Annotated in this window: 24 protein-coding genes and 1 other RNA gene; 24 read left to right on the top strand and 1 reads right to left on the bottom strand. The window is 47.1% G+C overall.

The features are described from left to right. Positions 1-35 precede the first annotated feature (35 nt). The 24 genes from ACDJ58_RS20765 (at position 36) to rnpB (ending at position 22,776) form a co-directional block, all read left to right on the top strand. Positions 36-395, top strand: coding sequence for a histidine triad nucleotide-binding protein (locus ACDJ58_RS20765; RefSeq protein WP_024628477.1), 360 nt, complete (start codon positions 36-38; stop codon positions 393-395). 189 nt (positions 396-584) lie between these two features. Next, a complete protein-coding gene (gene rpsU, locus ACDJ58_RS20760) occupies positions 585-758 on the top strand; it encodes a 30S ribosomal protein S21 (protein ID WP_005547957.1) in 174 nt (57 codons plus the stop codon). 15 nt (positions 759-773) lie between these two features. Then, positions 774-1,217 carry a GatB/YqeY domain-containing protein gene (locus ACDJ58_RS20755; protein ID WP_053781272.1) on the top strand — a complete coding sequence of 148 codons (444 nt, stop codon included), beginning with the start codon at positions 774-776 and terminating at the stop codon, positions 1,215-1,217. A 335-nt stretch (positions 1,218-1,552) separates the two neighbouring features. Beyond that, complete coding sequence (locus ACDJ58_RS20750; RefSeq protein WP_413379767.1) at positions 1,553-2,875, top strand: NfeD family protein; 1,323 nt, start codon at positions 1,553-1,555, stop codon at positions 2,873-2,875. Between the two features lie 163 nt (positions 2,876-3,038). Next, positions 3,039-4,049 carry a flotillin-like protein FloA gene (gene floA, locus ACDJ58_RS20745; protein WP_413372691.1) on the top strand — a complete coding sequence of 337 codons (1,011 nt, stop codon included), beginning with the start codon at positions 3,039-3,041 and terminating at the stop codon, positions 4,047-4,049. Between the two features lie 13 nt (positions 4,050-4,062). Then, positions 4,063-4,680, top strand: coding sequence for a hypothetical protein (locus ACDJ58_RS20740; protein WP_413372689.1), 618 nt, complete (start codon positions 4,063-4,065; stop codon positions 4,678-4,680). A 173-nt stretch (positions 4,681-4,853) separates the two neighbouring features. Beyond that, positions 4,854-5,147 carry a sporulation protein YqfC gene (yqfC, locus tag ACDJ58_RS20735; RefSeq protein ID WP_024628472.1) on the top strand — a complete coding sequence of 98 codons (294 nt, stop codon included), beginning with the start codon at positions 4,854-4,856 and terminating at the stop codon, positions 5,145-5,147. Continuing rightward, positions 5,144-6,337, top strand: a complete 1,194-nt coding sequence (yqfD, locus tag ACDJ58_RS20730; protein ID WP_413372687.1) for a sporulation protein YqfD — start codon at positions 5,144-5,146, stop codon at positions 6,335-6,337. The genes yqfC and yqfD overlap by 4 nt, the downstream gene beginning before the upstream one ends. Before the next feature lie 6 nt (positions 6,338-6,343). After that, entirely contained in the window at positions 6,344-7,315 is a 972-nt protein-coding gene (locus tag ACDJ58_RS20725; protein WP_413372686.1) for a PhoH family protein, read from the top strand. 15 nt (positions 7,316-7,330) lie between these two features. Then, complete coding sequence (locus tag ACDJ58_RS20720) at positions 7,331-9,580, top strand: HD family phosphohydrolase (protein ID WP_063567029.1); 2,250 nt, start codon at positions 7,331-7,333, stop codon at positions 9,578-9,580. Positions 9,581-9,613: 33 nt separating this feature from the next. Beyond that, positions 9,614-10,111: an rRNA maturation RNase YbeY gene (ybeY, locus tag ACDJ58_RS20715; RefSeq protein WP_063567028.1), complete on the top strand. Its 498-nt coding sequence runs from the start codon at positions 9,614-9,616 to the stop codon at positions 10,109-10,111. Next, complete coding sequence (locus tag ACDJ58_RS20710; RefSeq protein WP_285078129.1) at positions 10,111-10,482, top strand: diacylglycerol kinase family protein; 372 nt, start codon at positions 10,111-10,113, stop codon at positions 10,480-10,482. Before ybeY ends, ACDJ58_RS20710 begins: the two co-directional genes overlap by 1 nt. 272 nt (positions 10,483-10,754) lie before the next feature. Beyond that, entirely contained in the window at positions 10,755-11,168 is a 414-nt protein-coding gene (locus ACDJ58_RS20705; RefSeq protein WP_090998102.1) for a cytidine deaminase, read from the top strand. A gap of 41 nt (positions 11,169-11,209) precedes the next feature. After that, the gene (gene era, locus ACDJ58_RS20700) at positions 11,210-12,109 is read left to right on the top strand and encodes a GTPase Era (protein WP_413372684.1); all 900 of its coding nucleotides are present in this window, start codon (positions 11,210-11,212) and stop codon (positions 12,107-12,109) included. 104 nt (positions 12,110-12,213) lie between these two features. Continuing rightward, the gene (locus ACDJ58_RS20695; protein ID WP_079696207.1) at positions 12,214-12,354 is read left to right on the top strand and encodes a YqzL family protein; all 141 of its coding nucleotides are present in this window, start codon (positions 12,214-12,216) and stop codon (positions 12,352-12,354) included. A 33-nt stretch (positions 12,355-12,387) separates the two neighbouring features. Next, positions 12,388-13,140, top strand: coding sequence for a DNA repair protein RecO (recO, locus tag ACDJ58_RS20690; protein WP_063567024.1), 753 nt, complete (start codon positions 12,388-12,390; stop codon positions 13,138-13,140). Positions 13,141-13,548: 408 nt separating this feature from the next. Then, the gene (gene glyQ / locus ACDJ58_RS20685; protein WP_063567023.1) at positions 13,549-14,436 is read left to right on the top strand and encodes a glycine--tRNA ligase subunit alpha; all 888 of its coding nucleotides are present in this window, start codon (positions 13,549-13,551) and stop codon (positions 14,434-14,436) included. Then, entirely contained in the window at positions 14,429-16,504 is a 2,076-nt protein-coding gene (glyS, locus tag ACDJ58_RS20680) for a glycine--tRNA ligase subunit beta (RefSeq protein ID WP_413372682.1), read from the top strand. The genes glyQ and glyS overlap by 8 nt, the downstream gene beginning before the upstream one ends. 228 nt (positions 16,505-16,732) lie before the next feature. Further along, on the top strand, positions 16,733-17,200 hold the full coding sequence (locus ACDJ58_RS20675) for a YaiI/YqxD family protein (RefSeq protein ID WP_371129144.1): 468 nt from the start codon (positions 16,733-16,735) through the stop codon (positions 17,198-17,200). 47 nt (positions 17,201-17,247) lie between these two features. Further along, a complete protein-coding gene (dnaG, locus tag ACDJ58_RS20670; RefSeq protein ID WP_063567020.1) occupies positions 17,248-19,068 on the top strand; it encodes a DNA primase in 1,821 nt (606 codons plus the stop codon). A gap of 43 nt (positions 19,069-19,111) precedes the next feature. Next, on the top strand, positions 19,112-20,251 hold the full coding sequence (gene rpoD / locus ACDJ58_RS20665; RefSeq protein WP_062835490.1) for an RNA polymerase sigma factor RpoD: 1,140 nt from the start codon (positions 19,112-19,114) through the stop codon (positions 20,249-20,251). 184 nt (positions 20,252-20,435) lie between these two features. Further along, positions 20,436-21,194, top strand: coding sequence for a tRNA (adenine(22)-N(1))-methyltransferase (locus ACDJ58_RS20660; RefSeq protein ID WP_053781257.1), 759 nt, complete (start codon positions 20,436-20,438; stop codon positions 21,192-21,194). Then, the gene (locus ACDJ58_RS20655) at positions 21,170-22,285 is read left to right on the top strand and encodes a Nif3-like dinuclear metal center hexameric protein (RefSeq protein WP_413372681.1); all 1,116 of its coding nucleotides are present in this window, start codon (positions 21,170-21,172) and stop codon (positions 22,283-22,285) included. The genes ACDJ58_RS20660 and ACDJ58_RS20655 overlap by 25 nt, the downstream gene beginning before the upstream one ends. 81 nt (positions 22,286-22,366) lie before the next feature. Beyond that, an RNA gene (gene rnpB / locus ACDJ58_RS20650) (RNase P RNA component class A) lies at positions 22,367-22,776 on the top strand. 236 nt (positions 22,777-23,012) lie between these two features. Here the strand turns inward: rnpB and ACDJ58_RS20645 are convergent. Then, complete coding sequence (locus ACDJ58_RS20645) at positions 23,013-24,242, bottom strand: PLP-dependent aminotransferase family protein (RefSeq protein WP_413372679.1); 1,230 nt, start codon at positions 24,240-24,242, stop codon at positions 23,013-23,015. Positions 24,243-24,244: the final 2 nt, after the last annotated feature.

Genomic DNA, 24,244 nt, shown 5'->3' with positions numbered 1-24,244 from the left:
ATACATAATTTTTAAATCGAAGGAGGGTATGAACAATGGATTGCTTGTTTTGCAAAATTGTAGAGGGCAGCATTCCCTCCAATAAGGTACTGGAGAATGACCATGTCATCGTCTTTCATGACATCCAGCCCGCTGCACCGACCCATGTACTCGTTATTCCCAAGAAACATATTGCTTCCATGAATGAAGTAACGGCGGAAGACTTGCCGTTGATCGGTGAGATTCATTTGGCTGCGCAGGAAGCGGCCAAGCGCCTCGGCGTGGAAGAAACAGGTTATCGACTGATTAATAACTGCGGTAAGGATGGAGAACAGACCGTTCATCATCTGCACTATCATTTGCTTGGTGGGACCCGACTTGGCGTGTTGACAAGTTTGTCAGACTCACACAAATAAACGATCCAAGTTACTCTAAATCAGGACTGATTCATATATGCATAAAAGGCATGAATATGGAGCTGAAGTTCACATAAAATAAATGATCATTACGTTAAGGTTGACACCTTTATTACCTTTCGCCTATAATGAAAGGTGATGAACCGTGTTATTGCTCTTGGACGGTCTGGTCGGAGGGAGGGAAAACTGGTGTCTGAAACTAAAGTTCGCAAAAACGAGACTATTGATGCTGCACTTCGTCGCTTTAAACGTTCCATCGCAAAAGATGGCGTATTGGCTGAGGTGAAGAAACGTAAGCATTATGAGAAGCCAAGCGTAAAGCGCAAGAAAAAGTCCGAGGCTGCTCGTAAGAGAAAGTTTTAGGAGGATTTTAACTACATGAATCTTAGCGAACGATTGAACGAAGATATGAAGCAAGCGATGAAGAGCAAGGACAAGTTCAAGCTCTCCAACATTCGGTTGATTCGTTCGACGATCAAGAATCTTGAAATAGATTTGAAAAGAGATTTGGATGATAACGAAGTGCTTGATATTCTGAGTCGTGAAATCAAACAGCGCAAAGATGCCCTCCAAGAATTTGACAAAGCGGGCCGTGAGGACCTCGCGGCAAATGCAAAAGCGGAAATTGAATTACTCAGTCAGTACCTTCCCGCACAGCTTACCGAAGAAGAAATTAAAGTTATTGTACAGCAGACCATCCAGGAAACCGGTGCTTCTTCGAAAGCCGAGATGGGGAAAGTCATGTCTGCCCTTATGCCGAAAGTCAAAGGCAAAGCGGATGGCAAACTGGTAAATCAAGCAGTTCAACAATTTCTGCAATAAAGCAAATCAATAAACACCTCCTGACTTGTCAGGGGGTGTTTTTTCCGTTTTACATCATTGATACGGTGCTCAGTTCCCAGAAGGAATTTGAAACGTGAGTAGTAATCGTTCATTTGTCAAAGAAATTCACAAATATTGCTTTTAAATGGATAATATATATGATTATGGATTTGAAATGTTGCAATTGCTTCCGGTTTCAAATATAATTTTAAGATTTTGAAACGAAATGTTGCATTGTACGTAATAAATACCATAAGCTGGACAGTATAACATTAATGGAAAAGGGGGGACTATTTGTGAAGGGAAAGCACCGGAAGAAGCTTACGGGGCCATTGATGCTCATGATGCTACTGACGCTGCTGCTTCCTGTCTGGATTGGATCACCGTCAGCGCATGCAGCTGAGAAAAGTGGCGCCGTATATATCATTCCGGTGGATAAACCAATCGAGCAGGGACTTGGCAAGTTTATGGAACGCGGGTTCAAGGAAGCAGAAGAGATGAATGCTGGCCTGATCGTTCTGGATATCAATACGCCGGGAGGGCGTGTCGACACGGCAGAAGAACTGGGTAACTTAATTAAGCAAAGTCCAGTTGAAACCGTTGCATTTGTCCGTGGAGATGCTGCCTCGGCCGGAAGTTTTCTGGCTTTGAATGCAGATAAGATCGTAATGTCGCCAGGCAGCATGATAGGTGCGGCAGCGATGGTGGACAGCACAGGTAAACATGTCGATGATCCGAAGCTGGTTGCATTCTGGAAGAGCAAGATGCAGGGCGCGGCTGAGAAAAGTGGCCGTGACGGCAAAATTGCAGCTGGAATGACGGATGTTAACATGGTCGTGGAGATGCCTGAGATTAATAAAACCAAGGAAAAAGGTGAAATTATTGCTCTCTCGGCCGAAGAAGCGCTGAAAGTGGGTTATGCGGACCATATCAGCAACACGCCGGAAGAAGCCGCAGCCTGGCTTGGTTACAGTCAGGATGATGTGTTCACCGTTCAGAGAACAGCCGCAGAGAACATATCCACTTTTCTTACCAATCCTGTCGTCATGACGGTATTGCTATTCCTCGGAATAGCCGGTGTGATCATTGAGTTGATTGTACCTGGGTTCGGAGTGCCTGGTATTGTTGGTATCGTGTGCTTTGTGCTTTATTTCTCAGGGAACTACATTGCCGGTTTTGCCGGAGCGGAGACATGGGTGTTATTCACTGTCGGACTCATCATGATGATTCTGGAGATGTTTATACCGAGCTTCGGTATTCTGGGCATTTTGGGATCGATTGCGCTTGTCGCTGGTGTCGTGCGAGCCGCCTATGATACAAGTGATGCATTTATATCGTTAGGTATTGCTTTTGGAGCAGCGCTGGTAGTCATTGCAATCGTTGTTATTCTGTTTAAGGATCGAGGCATATGGAACCGATTCATATTAAGTGACAGGCTGTCTGCTGATCAAGGATACTCTTCGGCGACAGAACGCAAAGAGTTGATCGGTTTGCAGGGCATCAGTTTGACTCCACTTCGTCCCTCGGGAACAGCGATATTTAACGGAGAGCGTGTCGATGTGGTGTCGGATGGAGATTTCATTCCGATTGATACACCAATTATTGTGATCAAAGCGGAAGGTACCCGGATTGTCGTTCAACAAGCTTTACCGGTGTAACCCGCTCTGTTGCCGGAGTTGATTAAAGCTTCGGCAGTGTACATAACCATTCTACGGAGGCTGCTAGTGGAGTGGTGTAAATCAATGCACAGCAGCAAAGTTCCACACCGTTTTTATCATGTTTCTTACAAAAATTAAAATTGCAAATGGAGGAATTTTGACTATGGAACCAACCTTGATTACGGTTTTGCTCATTGCGGTAGTTGCGATTATCGTATTGAGCGTATTCTTCAGCTTTTTCCCGGTTATGCTCTGGATCTCAGCCCTTGCATCGGGCGTACGCGTGGGGATTATCACGCTGGTAGCGATGAGACTAAGACGTGTAACACCTAGCCGGATCGTAAATCCACTGATTAAAGCAACCAAAGCTGGACTTCAATTGACAATGAATCAACTGGAGAGCCACTTCCTAGCCGGTGGTAACGTAGACCGAGTTGTCAACGCCCTGATTGCTGCACAACGTGCGAACATTCCACTCGAATTTGAACGTGCTGCTGCGATCGACCTTGCAGGTCGTGATGTATTGCAAGCCGTACAGATGAGTGTAAACCCACGTGTTATTGAAACGCCGATTGTTTCTGCGGTAGCCAAAGATGGTATCGAAGTTAAAGTAAGAGCGCGGGTTACGGTTCGTGCCAATATTGACCGCCTCGTCGGTGGTGCGGGTGAAGAGACGATTATTGCCCGTGTCGGCGAAGGTATCGTAAGTACGAACGGTTCCTCGAATTCCCATAAAGACGTTCTGGAAAATCCGGATCTGATCTCCCGTACCGTATTGTCCAAAGGCTTGGATGCAGGTACCGCTTTTGAGATCCTGTCTATTGATATCGCGGACGTGGATGTAGGTAAAAACATTGGTGCCTTCCTACAAACGGAGCAGGCAGAGGCTGACAAACGTATTGCACAGGCAAAAGCGGAAGAGCGCCGCGCAATGGCCGTAGCCCAAGAACAAGAGATGAAAGCGCGCGTAGTGGAAATGAGAGCGCGTGTAGTTGAATCCGAATCCCAAGTACCTCTTGCTATGGCTGAAGCACTCCGTAGCGGTAAAATTGGTGTAATGGACTACATGAACCTGAAAAACATTGAAGCAGATACTCAAATGCGCAACACATTAGGAAAACCTGTTGAAAATACAAACTCCAACGATCATGGTGATTCCAAAAACGGAAGATAGGCGGTGAGTGCATATGGGCCTATTTGAATGGATTTTTAACAATCTGTATATTGTAGCAGTCATCGCTTTTGCACTCTTTTCCTTCCTTGGAAAAGCAGCCAAGTCGGCTGATCCGAACAAAAAGCGTGCAAATAACGGGATGCCTACGTTTGGAGGGAGTGGTGATTCGGACCGGAATGATCGCTCGCGGGGAAATACCGCACCGCAGCAGTCATCGGGTCCTTCAGATCCCCGCTATGATGAGCAGTATGACGAAAGATACGATGAGCGGTATGATGACGATCAGTATGATGATCGATATGATCAAACCTATTCGCAGCCGGCAACGACATCTGCCCGTCCCGTGAATGACGACTTTGGAGGACAGGGTTCTCTGGGTGGAATGGCAAACTCGCTTGAAGAACAAATGAAAGTGATGGAGCAACGACAACGTGAAATTCGGGAGCGACTAGATCGTATTTCTACTGCAAATACACCGGTTGTGTCTGACTCCAGTTGGGATGAAGTTCCATCCAGTGAGTCTGGACCGTCCCAGCTTCGCCGGGAAGACATTCGTACTGGTGTGTTGTGGGCAGAAGTTCTCGGTTCTCCGCGCTCTAAACAACCCTTTGGAACACGAGGCAAACTATAACTTCATATTGTTTTAATAACTGAAAAGCCGTCTCTGGTGAGCATAATTCCAGACGACGGCTTTTTTTCTGTCTCGGCCTCTTTTTATTTTCACATCTAACACGGTCCGTAGTTTTCATAATTTCAAGAATCTGCGCATAAGTTGAACTGTAGAGGAAGGGGGAAGACCTTCGAATGACCCGGATCAGCCGCAAGCTGCGCAGATGGACCAGTGAAGTTCTGGATCTGCCGCAGGACGTGCTTTACGATATGCCACGGTTAACCCTGATCGGCACAAAGCAATTGTATATAGAGAATCATCGTGGTGTCATTCATTTTACACCGGATCGCATCGTTCTTGCTCTCTCACAGGGTCAGCTGGAGATCAAAGGAACTGAACTGATGATTCGCAATATTTTGCCGGATGAAGTGGCTGTTGAAGGAACAATTCTGGATATTCATATGAATGGAGCGGAGGGGAACGGATGAAGCAGCCCAGTCTGTACAAACTGCGCGGAGCAGTCCGAATCACGGTCACTGGGGGGGATATTGAAGCATTAATCAATACGGTGGCAGAGCAGGGACTGGAAGTATGGGACCTGCGTGCCCATGACGGACGCAAGGCAGAGATGAATATTCTGCTACCGCATTTTTTCAGGCTGCGTCCTTTGCTGAAACGGACAGGCTGCCGGGTAAAGGTGACACACCGGAGTGGATTTCCTTTTTTTGCAGCCCGTTTGTTGAGAAGGAAGTTCTTTCTGGGCGGCATGCTGTTTTTTATAGCAGCTCTGTTTGCGTTGTCATCGATGGTTTGGAATGTAGAAGTGAAAGGCAATGTGAAGATTCCCACGGATGAGGTGCTCGCGGCAGCAAAGAAAGAAGGCATCTATCCCTTCCAGTGGGGATTTCGGCTGCAAAGCCAGGACAAGCTCTCCAGGCAGCTCGCGCTGGCTCTGCCAGATGTAACCTGGATTGGGGTGAGCAAAGAAGGGACAACCATCACCATCCAGGTTGTGGAGTCAGCACAGCCCAAGCGTGAACCACTGCTGAACCCGAGACATCTGGTCAGTAAAACAGACGCTGTAATCACTCAAATTTACGCGGAGCAGGGACGCCCTGTTGTGCAGAAGGACATGCGTGTCAAGAAGGGACAGGTACTGATATCCGGTATTTTGGGAGATGAAGAGAATACAAAGACCATTGTAGCCAAAGGGGAAGTGCGCGGACTGGTATGGCGTGAATATCAGGTCGAAGTTCCTCTTGTGCAGAAACATAATACGATGACTGGAGAGAGTAAGGAACGTTTTTACATTGTGCTGGGGAAATGGGCGGTACAACTCTGGGGATACGGGAATACGCCTTTCACCACATTTGATACCGAAAGTGATCATAAGCCTCTGACCTGGAGATCCTTCACACTTCCCATGGGATGGCTGACAGAGAAAGATCTGGAAACTCAGGAACAAGAGGAGCAGCACACGATTGAATGGGCTAGAACGAAAGGATTGGAAGGAGCAAGAAACGATATTATCGCCAAAAATGGCAAAGGAACGAAAATTTTAAGCGAAAAAATTTTGCATGAGAAGAAAGAGAATGGTAAAGTTTATATGAAAGTATTATTTGAAGTGGAAGAAAGCATTGCGGAAGAACTTCCGTTAGTCCATAGTCAAGGAGAATGAGGCTATTTGTCAGAGCAAACACGCAGCATACGAATCTCCCTCCAAAGTGCGGGAGAGGGTCAATCTCTTTTTGGACCCCAAGATATTTTTCTGAAACTGATTGAATCCGAGATTCCTGCCCAGATCGCATCCCGTGAAGCGGAGATTGTGATCCATGGCAACATTCAGAATGTGGAATCGCTTGAACAATTATTTGATGTGTTGTTGCAATTGGTACGTAACGGATATGTGTTAACCGAAAGGGATGTTCAGTATGCCATTGAACTTGCAAAGGAACTGCGTGCAGACCAGCTTCTGGATCTGTTCAAAGGCGAGATTACAACGACGTACCGTGGTAAGCCGATCCGGGTTAAAACGATTGGACAGAAACACTATGTAACTACAATTAAAAAACGTGATGTTGTATTTGGTATCGGTCCCGCCGGTACAGGTAAAACGTATCTTGCTGTTGTCCTGGCTGTGGCAGCAATTAAGGAAGGAAGCGTCAAGCGGATCGTGCTCACAAGACCTGCTGTTGAAGCGGGAGAGAGTCTTGGTTTCTTGCCTGGTGATCTTCAGGAAAAAGTTGATCCTTATTTACGGCCGCTGTACGATGCTTTGTACGATGTTATGGGACAAGAGCAGACTGCGAAGGCACTGGAGCGCGGTTTGATCGAAATTGCACCTCTTGCCTATATGCGGGGACGTACACTGGATGATTCGTTTATTATCCTGGATGAAGCTCAGAATACGACACCGGAGCAGATGAAAATGTTTCTGACTCGTCTCGGTTTTGGTTCCAAAATGGTTATTACCGGTGACGTGACACAAATTGATTTACCGCGCGGCAAAAAGTCGGGGCTTGTGGAAGCAAATGCAATACTGGGCCAAGTGGAAGAGATTGGATTTGTCTATTTTGCCGAGCAAGACGTTGTACGGCACTCCCTCGTCCAGAAAATCATCGTCGCCTATAACCACGCCGCAGAAAATCAAGAATAGAAAGGGATTGTCTCGATGACCTCGAAGGAACTGTCAAAAGGCAAATCTTTTCAAAATAGAGCTACAGGATGGAAGTATAGCGTGTGGGCACGCTATCTTCTGTTTTTGTTTCTGGTGATCCTCTTCTACGTGAGTCTTGCTTCCAAGCTGCTCCCAGAGCGGTATGATATTCAGGAAGGCACACGAAGTGAAGTGAATATTGCTGCGCCCATGCAGATCCCGAATACCAAGGCTACACTGAAAGCACAAGAAGAAGCCGCTGAACGTGTACAGCCGATGTTTCAGATCGTGCAGATGCGGAACGAAAATCTGATGACGACTCTGCTTGATCGTATTGATCGACTTAATCAGGATGATCAGATTTCCAGTCAGGACAAGATTGATATCTATCGTGATGAAATACCACAGCGTCAGAAAGACTTTGTTTCCAATTTTATCAACAACAACCGGAAAGCGGGTACATACTCCGAAACTCTCTTGGAAGAGATCAGAAATGTGGTACAGGAGCAAAGCTACCGCATCCCGGAAGAGACATATATCAAAATTTCACGTCTGACTTCGGATGATATTCAGGAGATGAAGGCCGTTGCTCGGGATATCGTCTCCAGATTAATGACCGACCAGATTAGTGAGGCTACAACAGCTCGTGCCAAAGTGGCCGAGATGGTGAGTGTGAGCTCTCTAAGCAAGCGTACGCAGCGTGAAGTTGTACAGGAGCTTGCTCGTCTTGTAGTGACGTCGAACCGCTTCTACGATGAAGAGGGTACAAAAGAAGCTAAAGTACAGGCTCGTGAGAACACTCAAACGGTCTTCATTAAGCAAGGAGATACGCTTGTTGCCAAGGGTGAGATGATTACCCCAGAGATGTACACCCTTCTGGGCGAGAACGATTTGCTGAAAAACGAAGTGAACTATTGGCCTCAGCTTGGACTGCTTATGCTGTCCTGTCTGTTGTCTGCAGCGATTCTCATGTATATTCAGCAATTCAGCGGAACGCATTTCAAATATAACAATGCTCAGCTGCTGATGCTTGTTCTCATATTTATTATTACGATTGTGGTTATGCATGTTACTGCGATACTCCAGACCAGTGAGAATTCATACGTAGGCTTTCTTGCCCCTGTTGCCGTAGGAGCAATGTTAATTGCGTTGCTGCTGGATACATCGCTTGCCTTTGTCTGCTCGATTATTATCGGCATGCTGTCGAGCATTATTTTGAATACGCATCAGGGTCAGATTTTTGACTTTGAACTTGGATTCTTCGCGGTGTTGGTATCGTTTGTTGCGATCTTCGCCACCCATCGGGCAAGTCAGCGGTCTACGATCCTAAAAGGCGCCATTATGGTCTGTCTGTTTGGATCGATCGCAGTCTTCACACTGGCTCTGATTGACTCAAGTGACTGGAACCGGACGACAACGCTGTATGGCATTGGTTTTGCGTTTGCTGGAGGCGTACTGACCGCCATATTGGTCATTGGGCTGATGCCGTTTTTCGAAACCTCATTTGGCATCTTGTCTGCGTTGAAACTGGTTGAATTGTCTAATCCCAATCATCCGCTATTGCGCAAACTGCTAACAGAGACACCAGGCACGTATCACCACAGTGTGATGGTAGGAAACCTGTCAGAAGCCGCCGCGGAGGCGATCGGTGCCAACGGGTTGTTATGTCGGGTCGGCTCGTATTACCATGATATTGGCAAGACCAAGAGACCGATTTATTTTATTGAAAATCAAAACAATATGGAAAACCCGCATGATTCGATTGATCCAAAGCTGAGCAAGTCCATTATCGTTGCTCACGCACGGGATGGTGTGGAAATGCAGAAGGACTACAAGCTGCCGAGGCCGATTCGGGACATTGCTGAGCAGCATCATGGAACAACCTTCCTGCATTACTTCTATCACAAAGCACTGCGTCAGGCTGAGGAAGCAGGAGTGGAACCTGATTTCACGGAAGATGATTTCCGTTATCCGGGTCCCAAGGCTCAGTCCAAAGAGTCTGCGATTGTTGGCATTGCTGACAGCGTGGAAGCTGCGGTCCGTTCCTTGCGGAAGCCTACTGTGGAACAAGTGGAGTCCATGATCGAAAAAATTATTAAAGGTCGGCTGGACGATCATCAGTTTAACGACTGTGATCTGACGATGCGGGAACTGGATATCGTCGCCAAGACCCTTAAGGAAACCGTCATGGGCATATTCCACTCCAGGATCGAATATCCGGAAGAAATGAAGAAACCGAAGCCAACCTCGCCTGAAGCGGGTTGATTCGCTAATATGACAAGACAGGAGTATGGAAGAATGAGTCTTAACCTAGCATGGAATAATGAACAACAGGATAAAGAAATCACCGAACCGATGATCGCAATGCTGGAGCAGCTGCTGAACCTTGCAGGGGAAGCAGAGGGCGTTGCGGACGGGGAAGTGGCCCTGACTTTTGTAGATGATGAGCAGATTCATGAGCTGAACCGTGACTATCGCGGCATTGATCGTCCAACAGATGTACTATCGTTTGCGATGAATGAGACTGTGGATGAAGAACTGGATATCATCTACGAACTGGATGAAGATGAAGAAATGGAAGAAATGCCGGATGTTCTGGGGGATATTATTATTTCTGTTCCACGGACGATTCTGCAGAGTGAAGAATATGGGCATTCATTTGAACGTGAGCTCGGGTTCCTGTTTGTTCATGGCTTCTTGCACCTGCTTGGTTATGATCATCAGGATGAAGCCAGCGAAGCCGAAATGATGGGCAAACAGGAAGCAGTACTCGCCCAAGCCGGGTTGACACGATAATGAAAAGGCGCTCCTGGGGGATGGTATTCCGCAATGCTGCGGAAGGAATCGTATACGGGCTGCGGACTCAGCGGAATGTAAGAGTTCATACAGGAGTCGCCATTTTGATGTGTGCAGCCGGCTTTTTTTTCGGGATTTCCAGAACGGACTGGATGTTTGTACTGACAGCCGTCTTTCTGGTTCTTGTGACGGAGCTGATGAATACAGCAGTGGAAGCTGCGGTAGATCTGGCGCATCCGCATATACATCCGCTGGCAAAAGCGGCGAAGGACACCGCGGCCGGTGCAGTTTTGCTGGCTGCGGTGTTCGCCGTCATCATCGGGTGTATCGTTTTCATTAAGCCGGTGATGAGCTGGTTGGGTTTGTTCTGATTTTAATATTACACACTAATTGTAAAGTTGGACTCATTTTTAAGTTGAACTTCTGGTTTGCACAATAACGGAGATGTCAGAAATAACCTGTAGAAGCGAAGCGTTCGCCTTTATCACCGGATTTTCACTTTGGAAAAGGGAATTAATAAAATCCGGGGATAACAGCGATCGTAAGGTTGTTCTGACAGCGGAGAGGCCAGTGCAAATATTTTTAAGTTGAACTTAACTCATTGAGTGCAACTTTATAGTACACCCTAAGGGAGAGATTAATTATGGATAATGGTTTGTTGATGCAAGAAGCAATTAAGGCACGTACGAAAGCGTATACCCCTTATTCTCATTTTGGTGTAGGTGCAGCTTTGCTTGACAGTGAGGGACATGTGCATCATGGTTGTAATATTGAGAATGCTGCTTATACGCCAGGTAACTGTGCTGAGCGTACAGCCATGTTCAGTGCGATTGCAGGAGGTAAGCAACCACGCAGTTTCAAAGCCATTGCCATTGTAGGAGATACAGACGGCCCGATTGCTCCATGCGGCGTATGTCGTCAAGTGATGTATGAACTGTGTGAACCAGATATGAAAGTTATTCTGGGTAACATGAAAGGTGATCTGCAGGAGACTACAGTTGCCGAACTATTGCCATGGGCTTTTGGACCATCTGATCTGAACTCTGCTAAAAAGTAAAAACCAATACATTCCAGGCCTAGGCGCCTGAGGAGGAACATATGAAAAAACAAGCATTCAAATCCGGCTTTGTAGCCATTATTGGACGTCCCAATGTAGGTAAATCCACACTGATGAACCAAGTCATTGGACAGAAGATTGCAATCATGTCGGACAAGCCACAAACGACGCGTAATAAGATTCATGGTGTATATACATCCGAACATCAGCAAATCGTTTTCCTTGACACGCCGGGTATTCACAAACGTCAATCCAAGCTGGGCGATTACATGAACCAGACCGCTTTGAACACGCTCGGAGAAGTCGAAGCTGCTCTGTTCCTGATCGATGCTTCTGAAGGCATGGGCGGTGGTGACCGTTATATTGCTGAGCAGTTGAAAAATATTCGCACGCCTGTCATTCTTGTTATGAACAAAATTGATAAAATTGAGCCGGAAGCTCTGCTGCCACTCATTGAAGAATATCGCAAGCTGCACAATTTTGCCGAGATCGTCCCGGTATCAGCCAAGCTCGGTAGTAATGTCAGCACATTGCTGGAGCAGCTCGGCAAGTATTTGCCAGAAGGTCCACAGTACTATCCGGAAGACCAGGTTACAGACCATCCGGAGCAGTTCGTTTGTGCTGAGTTGATTCGGGAGAAAATTTTGCAAATGACGCGTGAAGAAGTGCCTCACTCCATTGCGGTCACGATTGAGGATATGAAAGTACAGGACAACGGCGTCGTTTATATTTCTGCCGTCATTTTTGTGGAGCGTGATTCGCAAAAAGGGATCATTATCGGTAAACAGGGTGCCTTGCTTAAAGAAGTGGGGAAACGTGCCCGCCATGATATTCAAAACCTGTTAGGTTCCAAAATCTTCATGGATCTGTGGGTTAAAGTGAAAAAAGACTGGAGAAATCAGGATCGAGTTCTGCGTGACCTTGGCTTTGGCCGCGACTAATCGTCGGAATTGTATCCAGTAATTGCAACACATAGTTTACCTTGCAAGACTCCATCCTATCTGGTAGAAGCAGACGTCATTTCCGAAGAGAGGATGAAATTCCGATGCGAGATTTTTCGTGGAAGGTTTTTGCGATGACGGGGGATGTGGAATCCTATCTGTTGTATGCCGAGGCATGTAGCTCGGTGGGACAGGAGTCGGAACCTGCAAGGGAAGTGATTGAAGATGAAGAAGCCGAAGGTTAATTGGCTAATTCGGGAATGGTTAGGTGACGAGGCATGCTATACAGGGTGGAAGGGATTGTCATCCGCAGCATGGACTACGGCGAGGGGAACAAAATCATTACGCTTTGCACCGAAAGCGGCGGGAAAGTAGGGGTACTCGTCCGCGGTGCCAAAAAGCCCAAAAGCCGACATGCTGCACTGGTGCAGCCATTTACGTACGGTCAATATGTATATTTTCGTAACACCGGTCTGGGAACCCTAAACGCAGGTGAGATCATCGAATCTTATCATGAGCTGCGTGAGGATCTGATTAAGGCCTCCTATGCATCTTATGCTTGTGAACTGTTGGATCGTGTGTTGCAGGATGAAGAGACAGGTACGTTCTGGTTCAAACAGTTGAAAGCCTGTCTTCAGGCGTTGAAGGAAGAGAAAGATCCGGTCGTCATCACAAGCCTGTATGAAATGAAAATATTACAGGCAGCCGGGTACGGACCTCAGCTTGATGATTGCATTTCTTGTGGTCACGAGCGTCCGGATGAACAATTATTTGTTAGTCCAAGGCTTGGAGGCGTTCTGTGCCGTGCTTGCAAACACTTTGATCCTCCGGCGATGTCCGTGAGTCCGAAGGCGTTGAAACTCTTACGTCTGTTTGCGCAGCTGGATCTGCAAAGGCTTGGTAATATATCGGTTAGCGAAGGCACCCGCGATGAGATCAAAAAGATCATGCGGGCCTTTATGGATCATCAGCTTGGCTTGAATCTAAAATCCCGTTCTTTTCTTGATCAAATGGAAAAGTACGGGATTTGAGTCGTCTTGATGTGAAATAAGTAATATATCTTGACTTCGTACTTATTTTTATATATTATGAACTATAATTTCTCTTTTGGAGACATGCATTGAACGAGAAAGTAGGAGACTTGATTTATACATTCAGGAGCAGAAGAGGTCGGTTGACCTTACTAATCTTGTGTGAGCGAGCCGGGGATGGTGGGAGCCGGGTTGAATCGGTCTGTGAAACGGCACTCGGGAGCATGAATGACACGGAAAAGTGGGCTTGAATGAACAGGATCTCTGTTTATATCTAAGCCAAGTAGGGTGGAACCGCGGGAATAGCTCTCGTCCCTATGTCTGTATAACAGGCGTAGGACGAGGGCTATTTATTGTCTGTACCGTTCTAGGCTTGTTCATCACAAACCATCGAAAAGGAGCATGATTATGAATTTTCAGCAGATGATTCTCACGCTGCAACAATTCTGGGCCGCGCACAACTGTATTATTGTTCAACCATATGATACGGAAAAAGGGGCAGGTACGATGAACCCGATGACCTTTTTGCGTTCGCTTGGACCCGAGCCTTGGAAAGTAGCTTATGTAGAGCCGTCCCGCCGTCCTTCGGATGGTCGTTATGGAGAAAATCCAAACCGTCTCTATCAGCATCATCAATTCCAGGTTATTATCAAGCCTTCGCCGGACAATATTCAGGAAATTTACCTGGAAAGTCTGAAACAGTTGGGCATTGATCCGCTCAAACATGATATTCGGTTTGTTGAAGACAACTGGGAGAACCCTTCCCTCGGCTGTGCTGGTCTTGGCTGGGAAGTCTGGCTGGACGGTATGGAAATCACCCAATTTACGTATTTCCAACAAGTCGGTGGAATCGAGACGAATCCGGTAGCAGTTGAAATTACGTATGGAATGGAGCGTCTTGCTTCGTACATTCAGGAAAAAGAAAATGTGTTTGAGTTGGAATGGGTAGACGGCATTACATATGGTGATGTGTTCCGTCAGCCTGAATTCGAACACTCCAAATATACGTTTGAAGTATCTGATGTCAAAATGCTGTTTACGCTCTTCAACATGCATGAAGAGGAAGCGAACAAGGCTATGGCACAAAATCTAGTTTTCCCGGCATATGACTATGTGTTGAAATGTTCGCATACGTTCAACCTGTTGGATGCGCGCGGAGCAATCAGTGTAACGGAGCGTACTGGGTACATTACCCGTGTCCGTAATCTGGCTCGTCAAGTGGCTGCAACATATGTGGAAGAGCGTGAGAAGCTCGGCTTCCCGCTGATCAAGAAAGGGGGAGCTGAGCATGTCTAAGGATCTGTTATTTGAAATTGGTCTGGAAGAAGTGCCTGCACGCTTCATGCGAGCAGCAATTGAACAGCTGCAGGATCGTGTCGTGAAATGGCTGGATGCATCCCGCATTGCTTATGGTGAAGTGAATGCCTATGCCACACCGCGCCGACTGGCTGTTTTGATCAAGGATGTTGCCGAGAAACAGGAGGACGTGGAGGAAGAAGTAAAAGGACCTTCCCGTAAAATAGCACTCGACGACAGTGGTAACTGGAGTAAAGCTGCACTCGGATTTGCCCGTAGTCAGGGTGTTGAACCGGATCAGTTTACATTCAAGGAACTGAGCGGCGTGGAATATATCTACGCTACCAAGAGCAGTAAAGGCGTTGAAACCTCATCTGTGATCGGTCAGGGTTTGCTGGCTATATTGCATGCTATGACGTTCCCGAAATTCATGCGTTGGGCTTCGTATGATTTCAAATTTGTACGTCCGATTCGCTGGATTGTCGCTCTGCTGGGCAGTGATGTTATTGAGTTGGAAGTTGCAGGAGTAAAGTCTGGCAATGTAACACGTGGACATCGTTTCCTCGGGAAAGAGGCGGTTATTTCGGATCCCGCTTCGTATGTGGAATTGCTTCGTTCCGAGCACGTCATTGCGGATATCAAAGAACGTGAGCAGATGATTGTATCCCAGATCCAGGCACTGGCTGCCGAGAAGAAATGGGATATTGCGATCAAGGAAGATTTGCTGGAAGAGGTCCTGTTCCTGGTTGAGACACCAACGGTGCTGTTCGGAACATTCGAATCTTCATTTTTGAATATTCCACAAGAGGTACTGATTACTTCGATGCGTGAGCATCAACGTTATTTCCCGGTGCTTGATAATGATGGACAATTGTTGCCATACTTCGTTACGGTTCGCAACGGCGGCAGCGATTCACTGGATGTCATTGCGAAAGGAAACGAGAAGGTACTTCGTGCACGTCTGTCTGATGCCAAGTTCTTCTACGAGGAAGACCAAAAGCTGGAGATTAAGGATGCATTGTCGAAACTGGAAAGTATCGTCTTCCAGGAAGAGCTTGGAACGGTTGGAGATAAAGTTCGCCGTATTCGCAAAATTGCGGATGGTCTGGCTAGCAAGCTGCAAGTACCAGCCGATGTAGCCGAAGCGGTGAGTCGTTCTGCGGATATCTGCAAATTCGACCTTGTTACACTTATGGTGGGAGAATTCCCTGAACTGCAAGGTGTGATGGGTGAGGATTATGCCCGTAAAGCTGGTGAAAAAGAAGAAGTGGCCAAAGCGGTATTTGAGCACTATCTGCCACGCTTCGCTGGGGATCAATCTCCTGCTTCACTCGTTGGTGCCATTGTGAGTGCTGCGGATAAAATGGATACGATTGTAGGCTGCTTCTCGATAAATATCATTCCAACAGGATCTCAAGATCCGTACGCGCTGCGCCGTCAGGCAGCAGGTATCGTACAAATTTTGCTGGATCACAATCTTCCGTTGACATTGTCCGATGTGTTCGGAGTTGCACTTCAAGTGCATGCTCAGATGAACCTGTTGAAACGTGCGGATGAAGAGGTTCGTAAAGATTTGCAGGACTTCTTTGGTCTTCGTGTGAAGAAACTGTTGTCGGAAACGGTTCGTTATGATGTTGTGGACGCAGTGATTTCTTCCGGATTTGATGATATCAGCGCGGTAGTCCCAAAAGGTGAGGCACTTATGGCAGCTGTCCAAACGGGAGATGCCTTCAAAACAACTGTGGAATCCTTCAACCGTGTAGGTAATCTGGCTGCCAAAGCATCCAATGCTTCGGTACATTCAGAGCTTTTCACAGAAGAAGGAGAGCGTCAGCTGCATGAGGCATGGAGCAAGACCAATGAAGAATATCGTCAGGTATTGTCTCAGCATGCTGCTGCTGAAGCGCTCGCGATTTCATCGGCTTGGAAGGAAGCTATCACCGTGTTCTTCGATTCGGTTATGGTTATGGCTGAAGACGAAGCTGTGCGGGCGAATCGTCTGGCCCTGCTTGCAGCCATTGACCGTGATCTGAAAGCTTTTGCTGATTTCTCCAAACTGGTCTGGTAGTTGGGTCCGTTTTTGCTCCGGGAGGACAGTTCTGCGGCAAAGCATAAATTCAGTATTAAAGAAGGATATATGAGGGTATAAATATACGGAACGGATTGTGAAAAATTTATATTTACAGCCGTTCCGTATTTTAGCCTTTGATTTCCATAGACCGGTCAGAAGGATTTTGACTGGCTGGGGTCGTATATTACAATAAGCAGCTATTTTATGAAACCGGGTGGTCTGGGTTTGAGTGAGTTGAATGTACGCCACATTGTTGTGGATGGTGATGCTTGCCCGGTCAAGGCTGAGATCGCAGAAACAGCTCTCCGATTCAAAGTTCCTGTATTGATGGTTTCTTCTTTTGATCATTTTCTTCAGGGCGGAGAAGGAGTGCGTACCGTTCAAGTAGATCGAAGTGATCAGAGTGCAGACCTGTACATTGCCAATCACATCAAGCCATACGATGTGGTCATTACACAGGATTATGGACTGGCGGCACTCGCACTTGGCAAACGTTGTTATGTTTTATCATTTCGTGGTCGTGAGTTTAATGATCGTGACATTGATTTCATGCTGGATTCCCGTCATACTGCGGCCAAAGCACGAAAAAGAGGGCATTATGGAAAAGGCCCTAAGCCTTTCACAGAGCAGGATCGGGAAATTTTTCAACATAAACTGACAAAACTTTTGAAAGATTTGCAGGAGAATGTGTAAGTTTATCGAATAATATTTACGTGTTAAAGAGATGAAGGTGGACCAAGATGAGTACCGGACAAGGCGGTATACCCGAAAGCATTATTGAATCGGTGTTACAGCAGCATGATATCGTCGATACGGTGAGCCGATTTGTACATCTGACCAAACAGGGGAAATATATGAAAGGCCTCTGTCCTTTTCATTCTGAGAAGACGCCTTCGTTTACAGTTACGCCTGAGAAACAAATTTTCTATTGCTACGGTTGCGGCACGGGTGGAAATGCCATCAAATTCAGGATGGAAATCGAAGGGTTATCCTTTCCCGAGGCTGTCAAGACGATGGCAGAAGAAAGCCACATTTCAATGGGGGACTGGCAAGGGCGTGAATCGGCTCATGTTAATCCAGAGACTGAACGTTTATTGGAAGCATATGAGCTTACCGCGAAGCTGTATCATTTCTTATTGAAAAATACAGAGCACGGTAAAGTGGCTATGGAATATTTACGCTCACGGGGGTTTAGCGACAAACTCATTGACCAATTCCAGATTGGTTATGCGCCTAATCGCTGGGATACCTTGGTACAATTTCTGGAAAAGCGCGAATTTCCGCTTGAAGAGATGGAAAAGGGTGGTTTACTGTCACAGCGAAACGAAGGTCAAGGGTATGTGGACCGTTTTCGAGACAGGGTCATGTTTCCGATTAATGGCAGGAGCGGAAAGCCGATTGCATTTGCAGGTCGCATTTTGGGAGACGGGCAACCGAAGTACCTAAATTCACCGGAAACCCGGTTATTTAACAAAAGCCGCGTTCTCTACAATCTGCATCATGCCAAAAATGCAATTCGCAAACAAAGGCAGGCCATATTGTTCGAAGGGTATGGCGATGTTATCTCCGCTTGGGATCAGGATATCCAGAATGGTGTAGCGGCAATGGGTACCGCGCTCACTGAAAACCAGGCACTAATGCTTAAAGGCATGTGTGATGAAGTCATTGTATGTTATGACGGTGATCGAGCTGGACAGGCTGCGGCGCTCAAAAACTTTCCTATACTCGAGGAAGCTGGGTTGCAGGTCAAAATTGCTCTGATTCCGGATGGACTCGACCCGGATGATTTTATCCGCAAGCATGGTGGCGAACGGTTCCGAAACCAGATTGTGGACGGCGCCGTAACGACTACAAAATTTAAGCTTATAAACCTTAAAAAAAACCATATACTGCTAGAAGGCGGCGGACAAATCGCTTACTCCAAGGAAGCGGTGAAACTTATTGCTCCATTGTCTTCTCCTACAGAACGGGAAGTATATCTTCGGGAACTAGCTGCGGAAGTGGACGTATCATATGAAACACTGAAGCAGGAGTGTAATGAAGAACGGGAGGCCATGAAAAATAACCTCCAGTATGGGGATAATAACCCGAAAAGGTGGAATAATGGTAGGCAACAAAATAGGCAGGTGCCTACACCCAATCTGTTGCCGGCTTATCACGCTGCTGAACGCAAGCTGCTTGCCTGGATGCTCCAAGATGATGAGGCTGCCCAGTACGTGAATGAGCATCTTGGTGAAGCTTTTAACTTGGATGATCATGCAGCTATTGCTGCTTATCTATATGCCTATTATGCGCAAGGCAAACCGTCGGATACAAGCCGTTTTATGTCTTCACTTCATGACGACCGACTGGAAAAGACGGTCAGTTCAATCTCAATGATGGATGGTCCAGGTGAATGGAGTATTCAAGCACTTGATGATTGCATCAGGGAAGTGCTGAAGTATCCGCGTAAGAAAGAGTACGATCTGAAAAAAGAAGAAATGATTGCTGCAGAGCGGGCAGGTGATTCTGTACGCGCGGCACAAATTGTACTTGAAATGATTGCCCTAGAGAGACAGTGAACATCTGAATGTTGGATGTTTCTAGGGAGGAGGGAGTCGAGTTATGGCGAATGATCAGCATACTGAACTAGAAACAGAATTGACGCTGGATCAGGTTAAAGATCAATTGATTGAATCAGGTAAGAAAAGAGCTTCGTTGAACTACAAGGAAATTATAGAAAAACTCTCCCCATTTGAGCAAGACGCAGAGCAGATGGATGAGTTCTATGAACAACTGAGTGACCTAGGTATTGATGTTGTGAACGAAAATGATGAAGAGGTAACCCTTCGCCCTAGTGAAGATTCCGAGAACAACACCAGAGAGGGAGAAGATGAATTCCACTTTGATGATGATCTGAGCCTTCCACCAGGAATCAAAATCAACGACCCTGTTCGGATGTATCTCAAAGAAATCGGTCGTGTACCTTTGTTGTCTGCAGATGACGAAGTACAACTGGCTAAACGGATTGAAAACGGGGATGAGGAAGCGAAACGTCGTTTGGCTGAAGCTAACCTTCGTCTCGTGGTAAGTATCGCCAAGCGTTATGTTGGACGTGGAATGTTGTTCCTGGATCTGATTCAGGAAGGTAACATGGGTCTGATCAAAGCGGTTGAAAAATTCGACCACAAAAAGGGTTATAAATTCAGTACGTATGCGACATGGTGGATTCGCCAAGCGATCACCCGTGCGATTGCGGACCAGGCGCGTACTATTCGTATCCCTGTGCACATGGTGGAGACGATTAATAAGCTGATCCGGGTATCCCGTCAGCTGTTGCAGGAACTTGGGCGTGAACCGACACCGGAAGAAATCGCTGCCGAGATGGACCTGAGTGTGGAGAAAGTTCGTGAGATTACGAAGATTGCTCAGGAACCGGTTTCCTTGGAAACACCGATTGGTGAAGAAGATGATTCCCATCTGGGTGATTTCATCGAGGATCAGGAAGCATTGGCTCCGGCGGATGCTGCTGCTTATGAGTTGCTGAAAGAACAGCTCGAAGATGTCCTGGATACATTGACTGAACGTGAAGAGAACGTGCTTCGTCTGCGTTTCGGTCTGGACGATGGACGTACTAGAACGCTGGAAGAAGTGGGCAAGGTATTTGGTGTTACGCGTGAGCGTATTCGTCAAATTGAAGCCAAGGCTCTTCGTAAATTGCGTCACCCTAGCCGCAGTAAACGGCTTAAAGATTTCCTCGAATAACATCACTATGGGAGACTTTCCGCAAGACGCTTAAGCGGCGGCGGGGTCTCCTTTATTTTTAAATTGAACATCTAAATTTCTTGGTTTTGGTAAATCATCCTTGAAATGTTTTATTGGATTTCATTTTATCGCTTTTCGTTGTTCAATGCAAATCAATAAATTAAATGAATGGTGTAGGTGCTTCATGAAACTTTCGAATCGATTACAGCGAATACATGATCAAATTCCCGAAGGCAGCCGCTTGGCTGACATTGGCTCAGACCACGCTTTGCTCCCGGTAGCGGCAGTACGCAGTGGGAAAGCAGCGGGTGCAGTAGCCGGAGAAGTCAACCCCGGTCCTTATGAAGCTGCACGCAAGCAAGTCAGCGATGCAGGCCTGAAGGAACGAATTACAGTACGTCGTGGAGATGGCTTGGATGTCATCTCTGCAGGAGAAGTGGATGTTATCACCATTGCCGGTATGGGAGGAGCACTAATTGCCTCCATTCTGGATCGTGGCCTCTCCAAACTTGAGGAGGTCAAGCTTCTCATTTTGCAGCCTAATGTTGGTGAGGATATTCTCAGACGTTGGTTGTTGGAGCATCACTGGGTGGTGGTTGCAGAACAGCTGTTTGAGGAAGATGGAAAAGTGTACGAGATTATTACAGCAATGCCGCAAGAACTCAGTCCGATCGCCAATGAGGAAGTGTATCGCGCACGTCCGCTTGAAGGCGGAGTGGAATTGACATCAGATTTGCTGCTGCGCATGGGGCCTTATTTAACAGACCGTCCAACGGATGTGTTTTTTGCCAAATGGGAGAGTGAAATCGTCAAGCTGCAAAGTGTAGTGCAGTCCATCTCCAAATCCGATCAGGAGTCTTCACGGGACAAGGCGGCTGAGATGGAGAGTCATATTGTGAACTTGAAGGAGGTACTTTCATGTTTGCCAAAGGTCAAACTGTAATTCAATTGATGGAGCAGCTTGCTCCCAAACATCTGGCCGTGCCGGACGATCGGATCGGTCTTCAACTTGGCAGTTTGCAAAAGGAAATTATGCACGTTCTTATCGCACTTGATGTTACGAACGAAGTTGTCGACGAGGCCATTCAGATTGGAGCCAATCTGATTATTGCGCACCATGCCATCATTTTCCGCCCGGTCAAATCGTTGAATACGGACACACCCATGGGGAAATTGTACGAGAAGCTGATCAAGCATGATATTGCGGTGTACATTAGTCATACCAATCTGGATGTGGCTGAAGGCGGCATGAATGACTGGATGGCCGAGGCCATTGGAATTGAGAGCAAGGAATCACTTGAGGATGTACATACAGATCATTTGTTCAAACTGGCTGTATTTGTACCCCGCACCCATCATGAGCAGGTGCTCCAGGCGATCCTCGAAGCCGGCGCTGGCAGTATTGGTCAGTACAACAAGTGCAGCTTCAATACAGAAGGCACAGGTACTTTTGTACCGGGTGAGGGGACACAGCCTTTCATCGGTACAGAGGGACAGATGGAGCATGTAGAGGAAATGCGGATTGAGACCATCGTACCGCAGAGTCTGCGCAGCAAAGTTGTACAAGCGATGCTTAAGGCTCATCCGTATGAGGAAGTTGCCTATGACCTGTATGCAATGGATTTAAAAGGCCGTACACTGGGTCTGGGGCGCTTGGGACAACTCAAACAACCAAAGACACTCGGTGAGCTGGTAGAGGTCGTGAAGGCCCAGCTGGATGTGCCATACGTTAGGGTAGTAGGCGATCTCAATCGGCAGATCAAAAAAGCAGCAGTACTTGGCGGCTCAGGCAGCCGTTATACCCTTCCTGCACGGTTCAAAGGTGCCGATGTCATCGTAACTGGAGACATTGATTATCATACGGCTCACGATGCGCTGATGGCAGGTATGTGTATCATCGACGCCGGGCATAATGCCGAAAAAATCATGAAACCGAAAACTGCGGATTGGCTTCGTTCACGTTTAGAAGACAAACGTTATGACACGCAAGTAACTGCATCCGAGGTAAACACGGAAGTATTCCAGTTTATCTAAAAGCACCCGGGCTCATTGCTTCCAGTAAGATTAAGCTTGTTTGTAAACTCAAATGCCTGTATACTATGTAATGTTGTTCGGAAAGTTTGACAGACAATCGCTGGTGGCCTTCGTTGCCACGAGAGGAAAGTCCGGGCTCCACAGGGCAGGATGCTGGATAACGTCCAGTCAGCGCGAGTTGAAGGATAGTGCCACAGAAATGGACCGCCGATGGCCGGATTTTCCGGCACAGGCAAGGATGGAACCGAGGTGTAAGAGACCCCGAGGAACGCTGGTGACTTCGTTCCTGGTAAACCCCATCTGGAGCAAGACCTAATGGGACACAGTCGACTCTTCGGAGAAGGCAGCCTTAGCCCGAGGTGTGTCTAGGTTGGTCGCTTGAGCTGTGCAGCAATGTATGGCCTAGATAGATGATTGTCGCTTGTGGTGGGAGGGTAGTTCCCGTCTGAACCACGAAGAGCACAGAACCCGGCTTACGGTAAGCTTTCCTAACTACAACACAACAGTAACAAGTGTAGTCCACTATCAGTCAAGGGCAAACAGAACGATTGTACCTGATGTGCCTGACTGATCAGAAGGACGCGATTAAACTTCAAAAGAATCCTGCTCTTGCAGGTCATATAAATAAGGCGTCAGACTTCGAGCTTTCTCGGGTCTGACGCCTTATTTTTGTTGTTATTCGTTGGAATGAGAAATTGTTCCTAATGATACAGTTGATGACAGTTCGTTACAGTGTAACTACGCTGTCCGACTGCAATGATGCATGCCAGCGTTGAATGGCACGATCCATACGCTCTACAGCCTCGGGAAGCAGATCTGGATCAGTATGAGTAAAGTTGATCCGCATACGGTTCAGCTCCGGTGTACCTGCATAGAAGGAATCTCCTGGTACAATGCATACTTTCTCCTGAATTCCATAGGTAAACAGATTGCTGGCCAGCATACCCTCAGGTAGTTGCAGCCATAGGAACATGCCGCCCTGCGGCGAGTTCCAGGAGATACCTTCCCACGATTTTGCAGCCATGAGAGTGGTCATTTTTTTCATCCGTTGTTCATAATCCTGTGAGATATTGCGAATATGCCCGTCCAGATCGAAAGACTCCAGTAGTGCGTGAAGTGCTCTTTGGTCGATGCTGCTGGAATGCAAATCTGCACCTTGTTTGGCGCGGGCAGCTATTTGGATAACATCCGGAGCAGCCAATATCCAGCCAGTGCGGAGGCCTGGAGCTACTGTTTTGGAAAATGTGCTGGTGTAGATGACATTGGATGGACCCTCATAGGATGCTGCATCCAGCTGCGCTAATGCAGGGGCATCCAGTTGTTCCGGTTTAAAGCGGATTTCACCATAGGGATCGTCTTCTAAGATCAGTACGCCATATTTCCGGCACAGATCCACGGCTTGTTGCCGTCTGGCGCGACTCCATACTTTGCCCGACGGGTTGGAGAACGTAGGGTTAATGTAGACGAGCTTGGGACGATGCAATTGGAGCTGTTCCTCCAGTGATTCAGGCAACATTCCGTCATCGTCACAGGCAACACCGTGCGCCTCAGCCTGATAAGAATGAATGACTTGAAGGGCAGCCAGATAGGTTGGTGATTCAACCAGTACGCTGTCGCCTGGATCGAGCAAAATTCGGCACACCAGGTCAATGGATTGCTGAGATCCGGTAGTCAGAAGCATATGATCAGGTGAAGCGGGAATGCCCTTGGATTCAAGACGTTCGGCAATTTTGGCACGTAATGGTCGGAAACCTTCCGTCTCTGCATATTGAAGAGCCGCTGAACCACCCATGAATACCTTTTCGTATGCGTCACGGATGGCTTCAAGCGGGAATGATGTCTGGGCAGGTAAACCTCCGGCAAGAGAAATCATTCCAGGTGCCTGGGCAGCCTGTAACATGTCGCGAACGACAGAGGACGGGGTATTTTGTGCCATTTTGGACCAAGGGATATTCATAT

The organism is Paenibacillus taichungensis (assembly GCF_047302525.1).
Classification (GTDB): domain Bacteria; phylum Bacillota; class Bacilli; order Paenibacillales; family Paenibacillaceae; genus Paenibacillus; species Paenibacillus taichungensis_B.
This window is presented reverse-complemented; position numbering and strand designations above follow the sequence as displayed.

What these genes read in the sequence shown, in the direction of transcription:
- yqfD (WP_413372687.1), top strand. Translation starts at nt 5,144, where the DNA reads ATGAAGCAGCCCAGTCTGTACAAACTGCGCGGAGCAGTCCGAATCACG.
- rpoD (WP_062835490.1), top strand. Translation starts at nt 19,112, where the DNA reads ATGGCGAATGATCAGCATACTGAACTAGAAACAGAATTGACGCTGGAT.
- ACDJ58_RS20750 (WP_413379767.1), top strand. Translation starts at nt 1,553, where the DNA reads ATGCTCATGATGCTACTGACGCTGCTGCTTCCTGTCTGGATTGGATCA.
- ACDJ58_RS20660 (WP_053781257.1), top strand. Translation starts at nt 20,436, where the DNA reads ATGAAACTTTCGAATCGATTACAGCGAATACATGATCAAATTCCCGAA.
- floA (WP_413372691.1), top strand. Translation starts at nt 3,039, where the DNA reads ATGGAACCAACCTTGATTACGGTTTTGCTCATTGCGGTAGTTGCGATT.
- ACDJ58_RS20645 (WP_413372679.1), bottom strand. Translation starts at nt 24,242, where the DNA reads ATGAATATCCCTTGGTCCAAAATGGCACAAAATACCCCGTCCTCTGTC.
- dnaG (WP_063567020.1), top strand. Translation starts at nt 17,248, where the DNA reads ATGAGTACCGGACAAGGCGGTATACCCGAAAGCATTATTGAATCGGTG.
- era (WP_413372684.1), top strand. Translation starts at nt 11,210, where the DNA reads ATGAAAAAACAAGCATTCAAATCCGGCTTTGTAGCCATTATTGGACGT.
- ybeY (WP_063567028.1), top strand. Translation starts at nt 9,614, where the DNA reads ATGAGTCTTAACCTAGCATGGAATAATGAACAACAGGATAAAGAAATC.
- ACDJ58_RS20705 (WP_090998102.1), top strand. Translation starts at nt 10,755, where the DNA reads ATGGATAATGGTTTGTTGATGCAAGAAGCAATTAAGGCACGTACGAAA.
- ACDJ58_RS20765 (WP_024628477.1), top strand. Translation starts at nt 36, where the DNA reads ATGGATTGCTTGTTTTGCAAAATTGTAGAGGGCAGCATTCCCTCCAAT.
- ACDJ58_RS20695 (WP_079696207.1), top strand. Translation starts at nt 12,214, where the DNA reads ATGCGAGATTTTTCGTGGAAGGTTTTTGCGATGACGGGGGATGTGGAA.
- yqfC (WP_024628472.1), top strand. Translation starts at nt 4,854, where the DNA reads ATGACCCGGATCAGCCGCAAGCTGCGCAGATGGACCAGTGAAGTTCTG.
- ACDJ58_RS20655 (WP_413372681.1), top strand. Translation starts at nt 21,170, where the DNA reads ATGTTTGCCAAAGGTCAAACTGTAATTCAATTGATGGAGCAGCTTGCT.
- ACDJ58_RS20710 (WP_285078129.1), top strand. Translation starts at nt 10,111, where the DNA reads ATGAAAAGGCGCTCCTGGGGGATGGTATTCCGCAATGCTGCGGAAGGA.
- ACDJ58_RS20740 (WP_413372689.1), top strand. Translation starts at nt 4,063, where the DNA reads ATGGGCCTATTTGAATGGATTTTTAACAATCTGTATATTGTAGCAGTC.
- glyQ (WP_063567023.1), top strand. Translation starts at nt 13,549, where the DNA reads ATGAATTTTCAGCAGATGATTCTCACGCTGCAACAATTCTGGGCCGCG.
- ACDJ58_RS20755 (WP_053781272.1), top strand. Translation starts at nt 774, where the DNA reads ATGAATCTTAGCGAACGATTGAACGAAGATATGAAGCAAGCGATGAAG.
- glyS (WP_413372682.1), top strand. Translation starts at nt 14,429, where the DNA reads ATGTCTAAGGATCTGTTATTTGAAATTGGTCTGGAAGAAGTGCCTGCA.
- recO (WP_063567024.1), top strand. Translation starts at nt 12,388, where the DNA reads ATGCTATACAGGGTGGAAGGGATTGTCATCCGCAGCATGGACTACGGC.
- ACDJ58_RS20720 (WP_063567029.1), top strand. Translation starts at nt 7,331, where the DNA reads ATGACCTCGAAGGAACTGTCAAAAGGCAAATCTTTTCAAAATAGAGCT.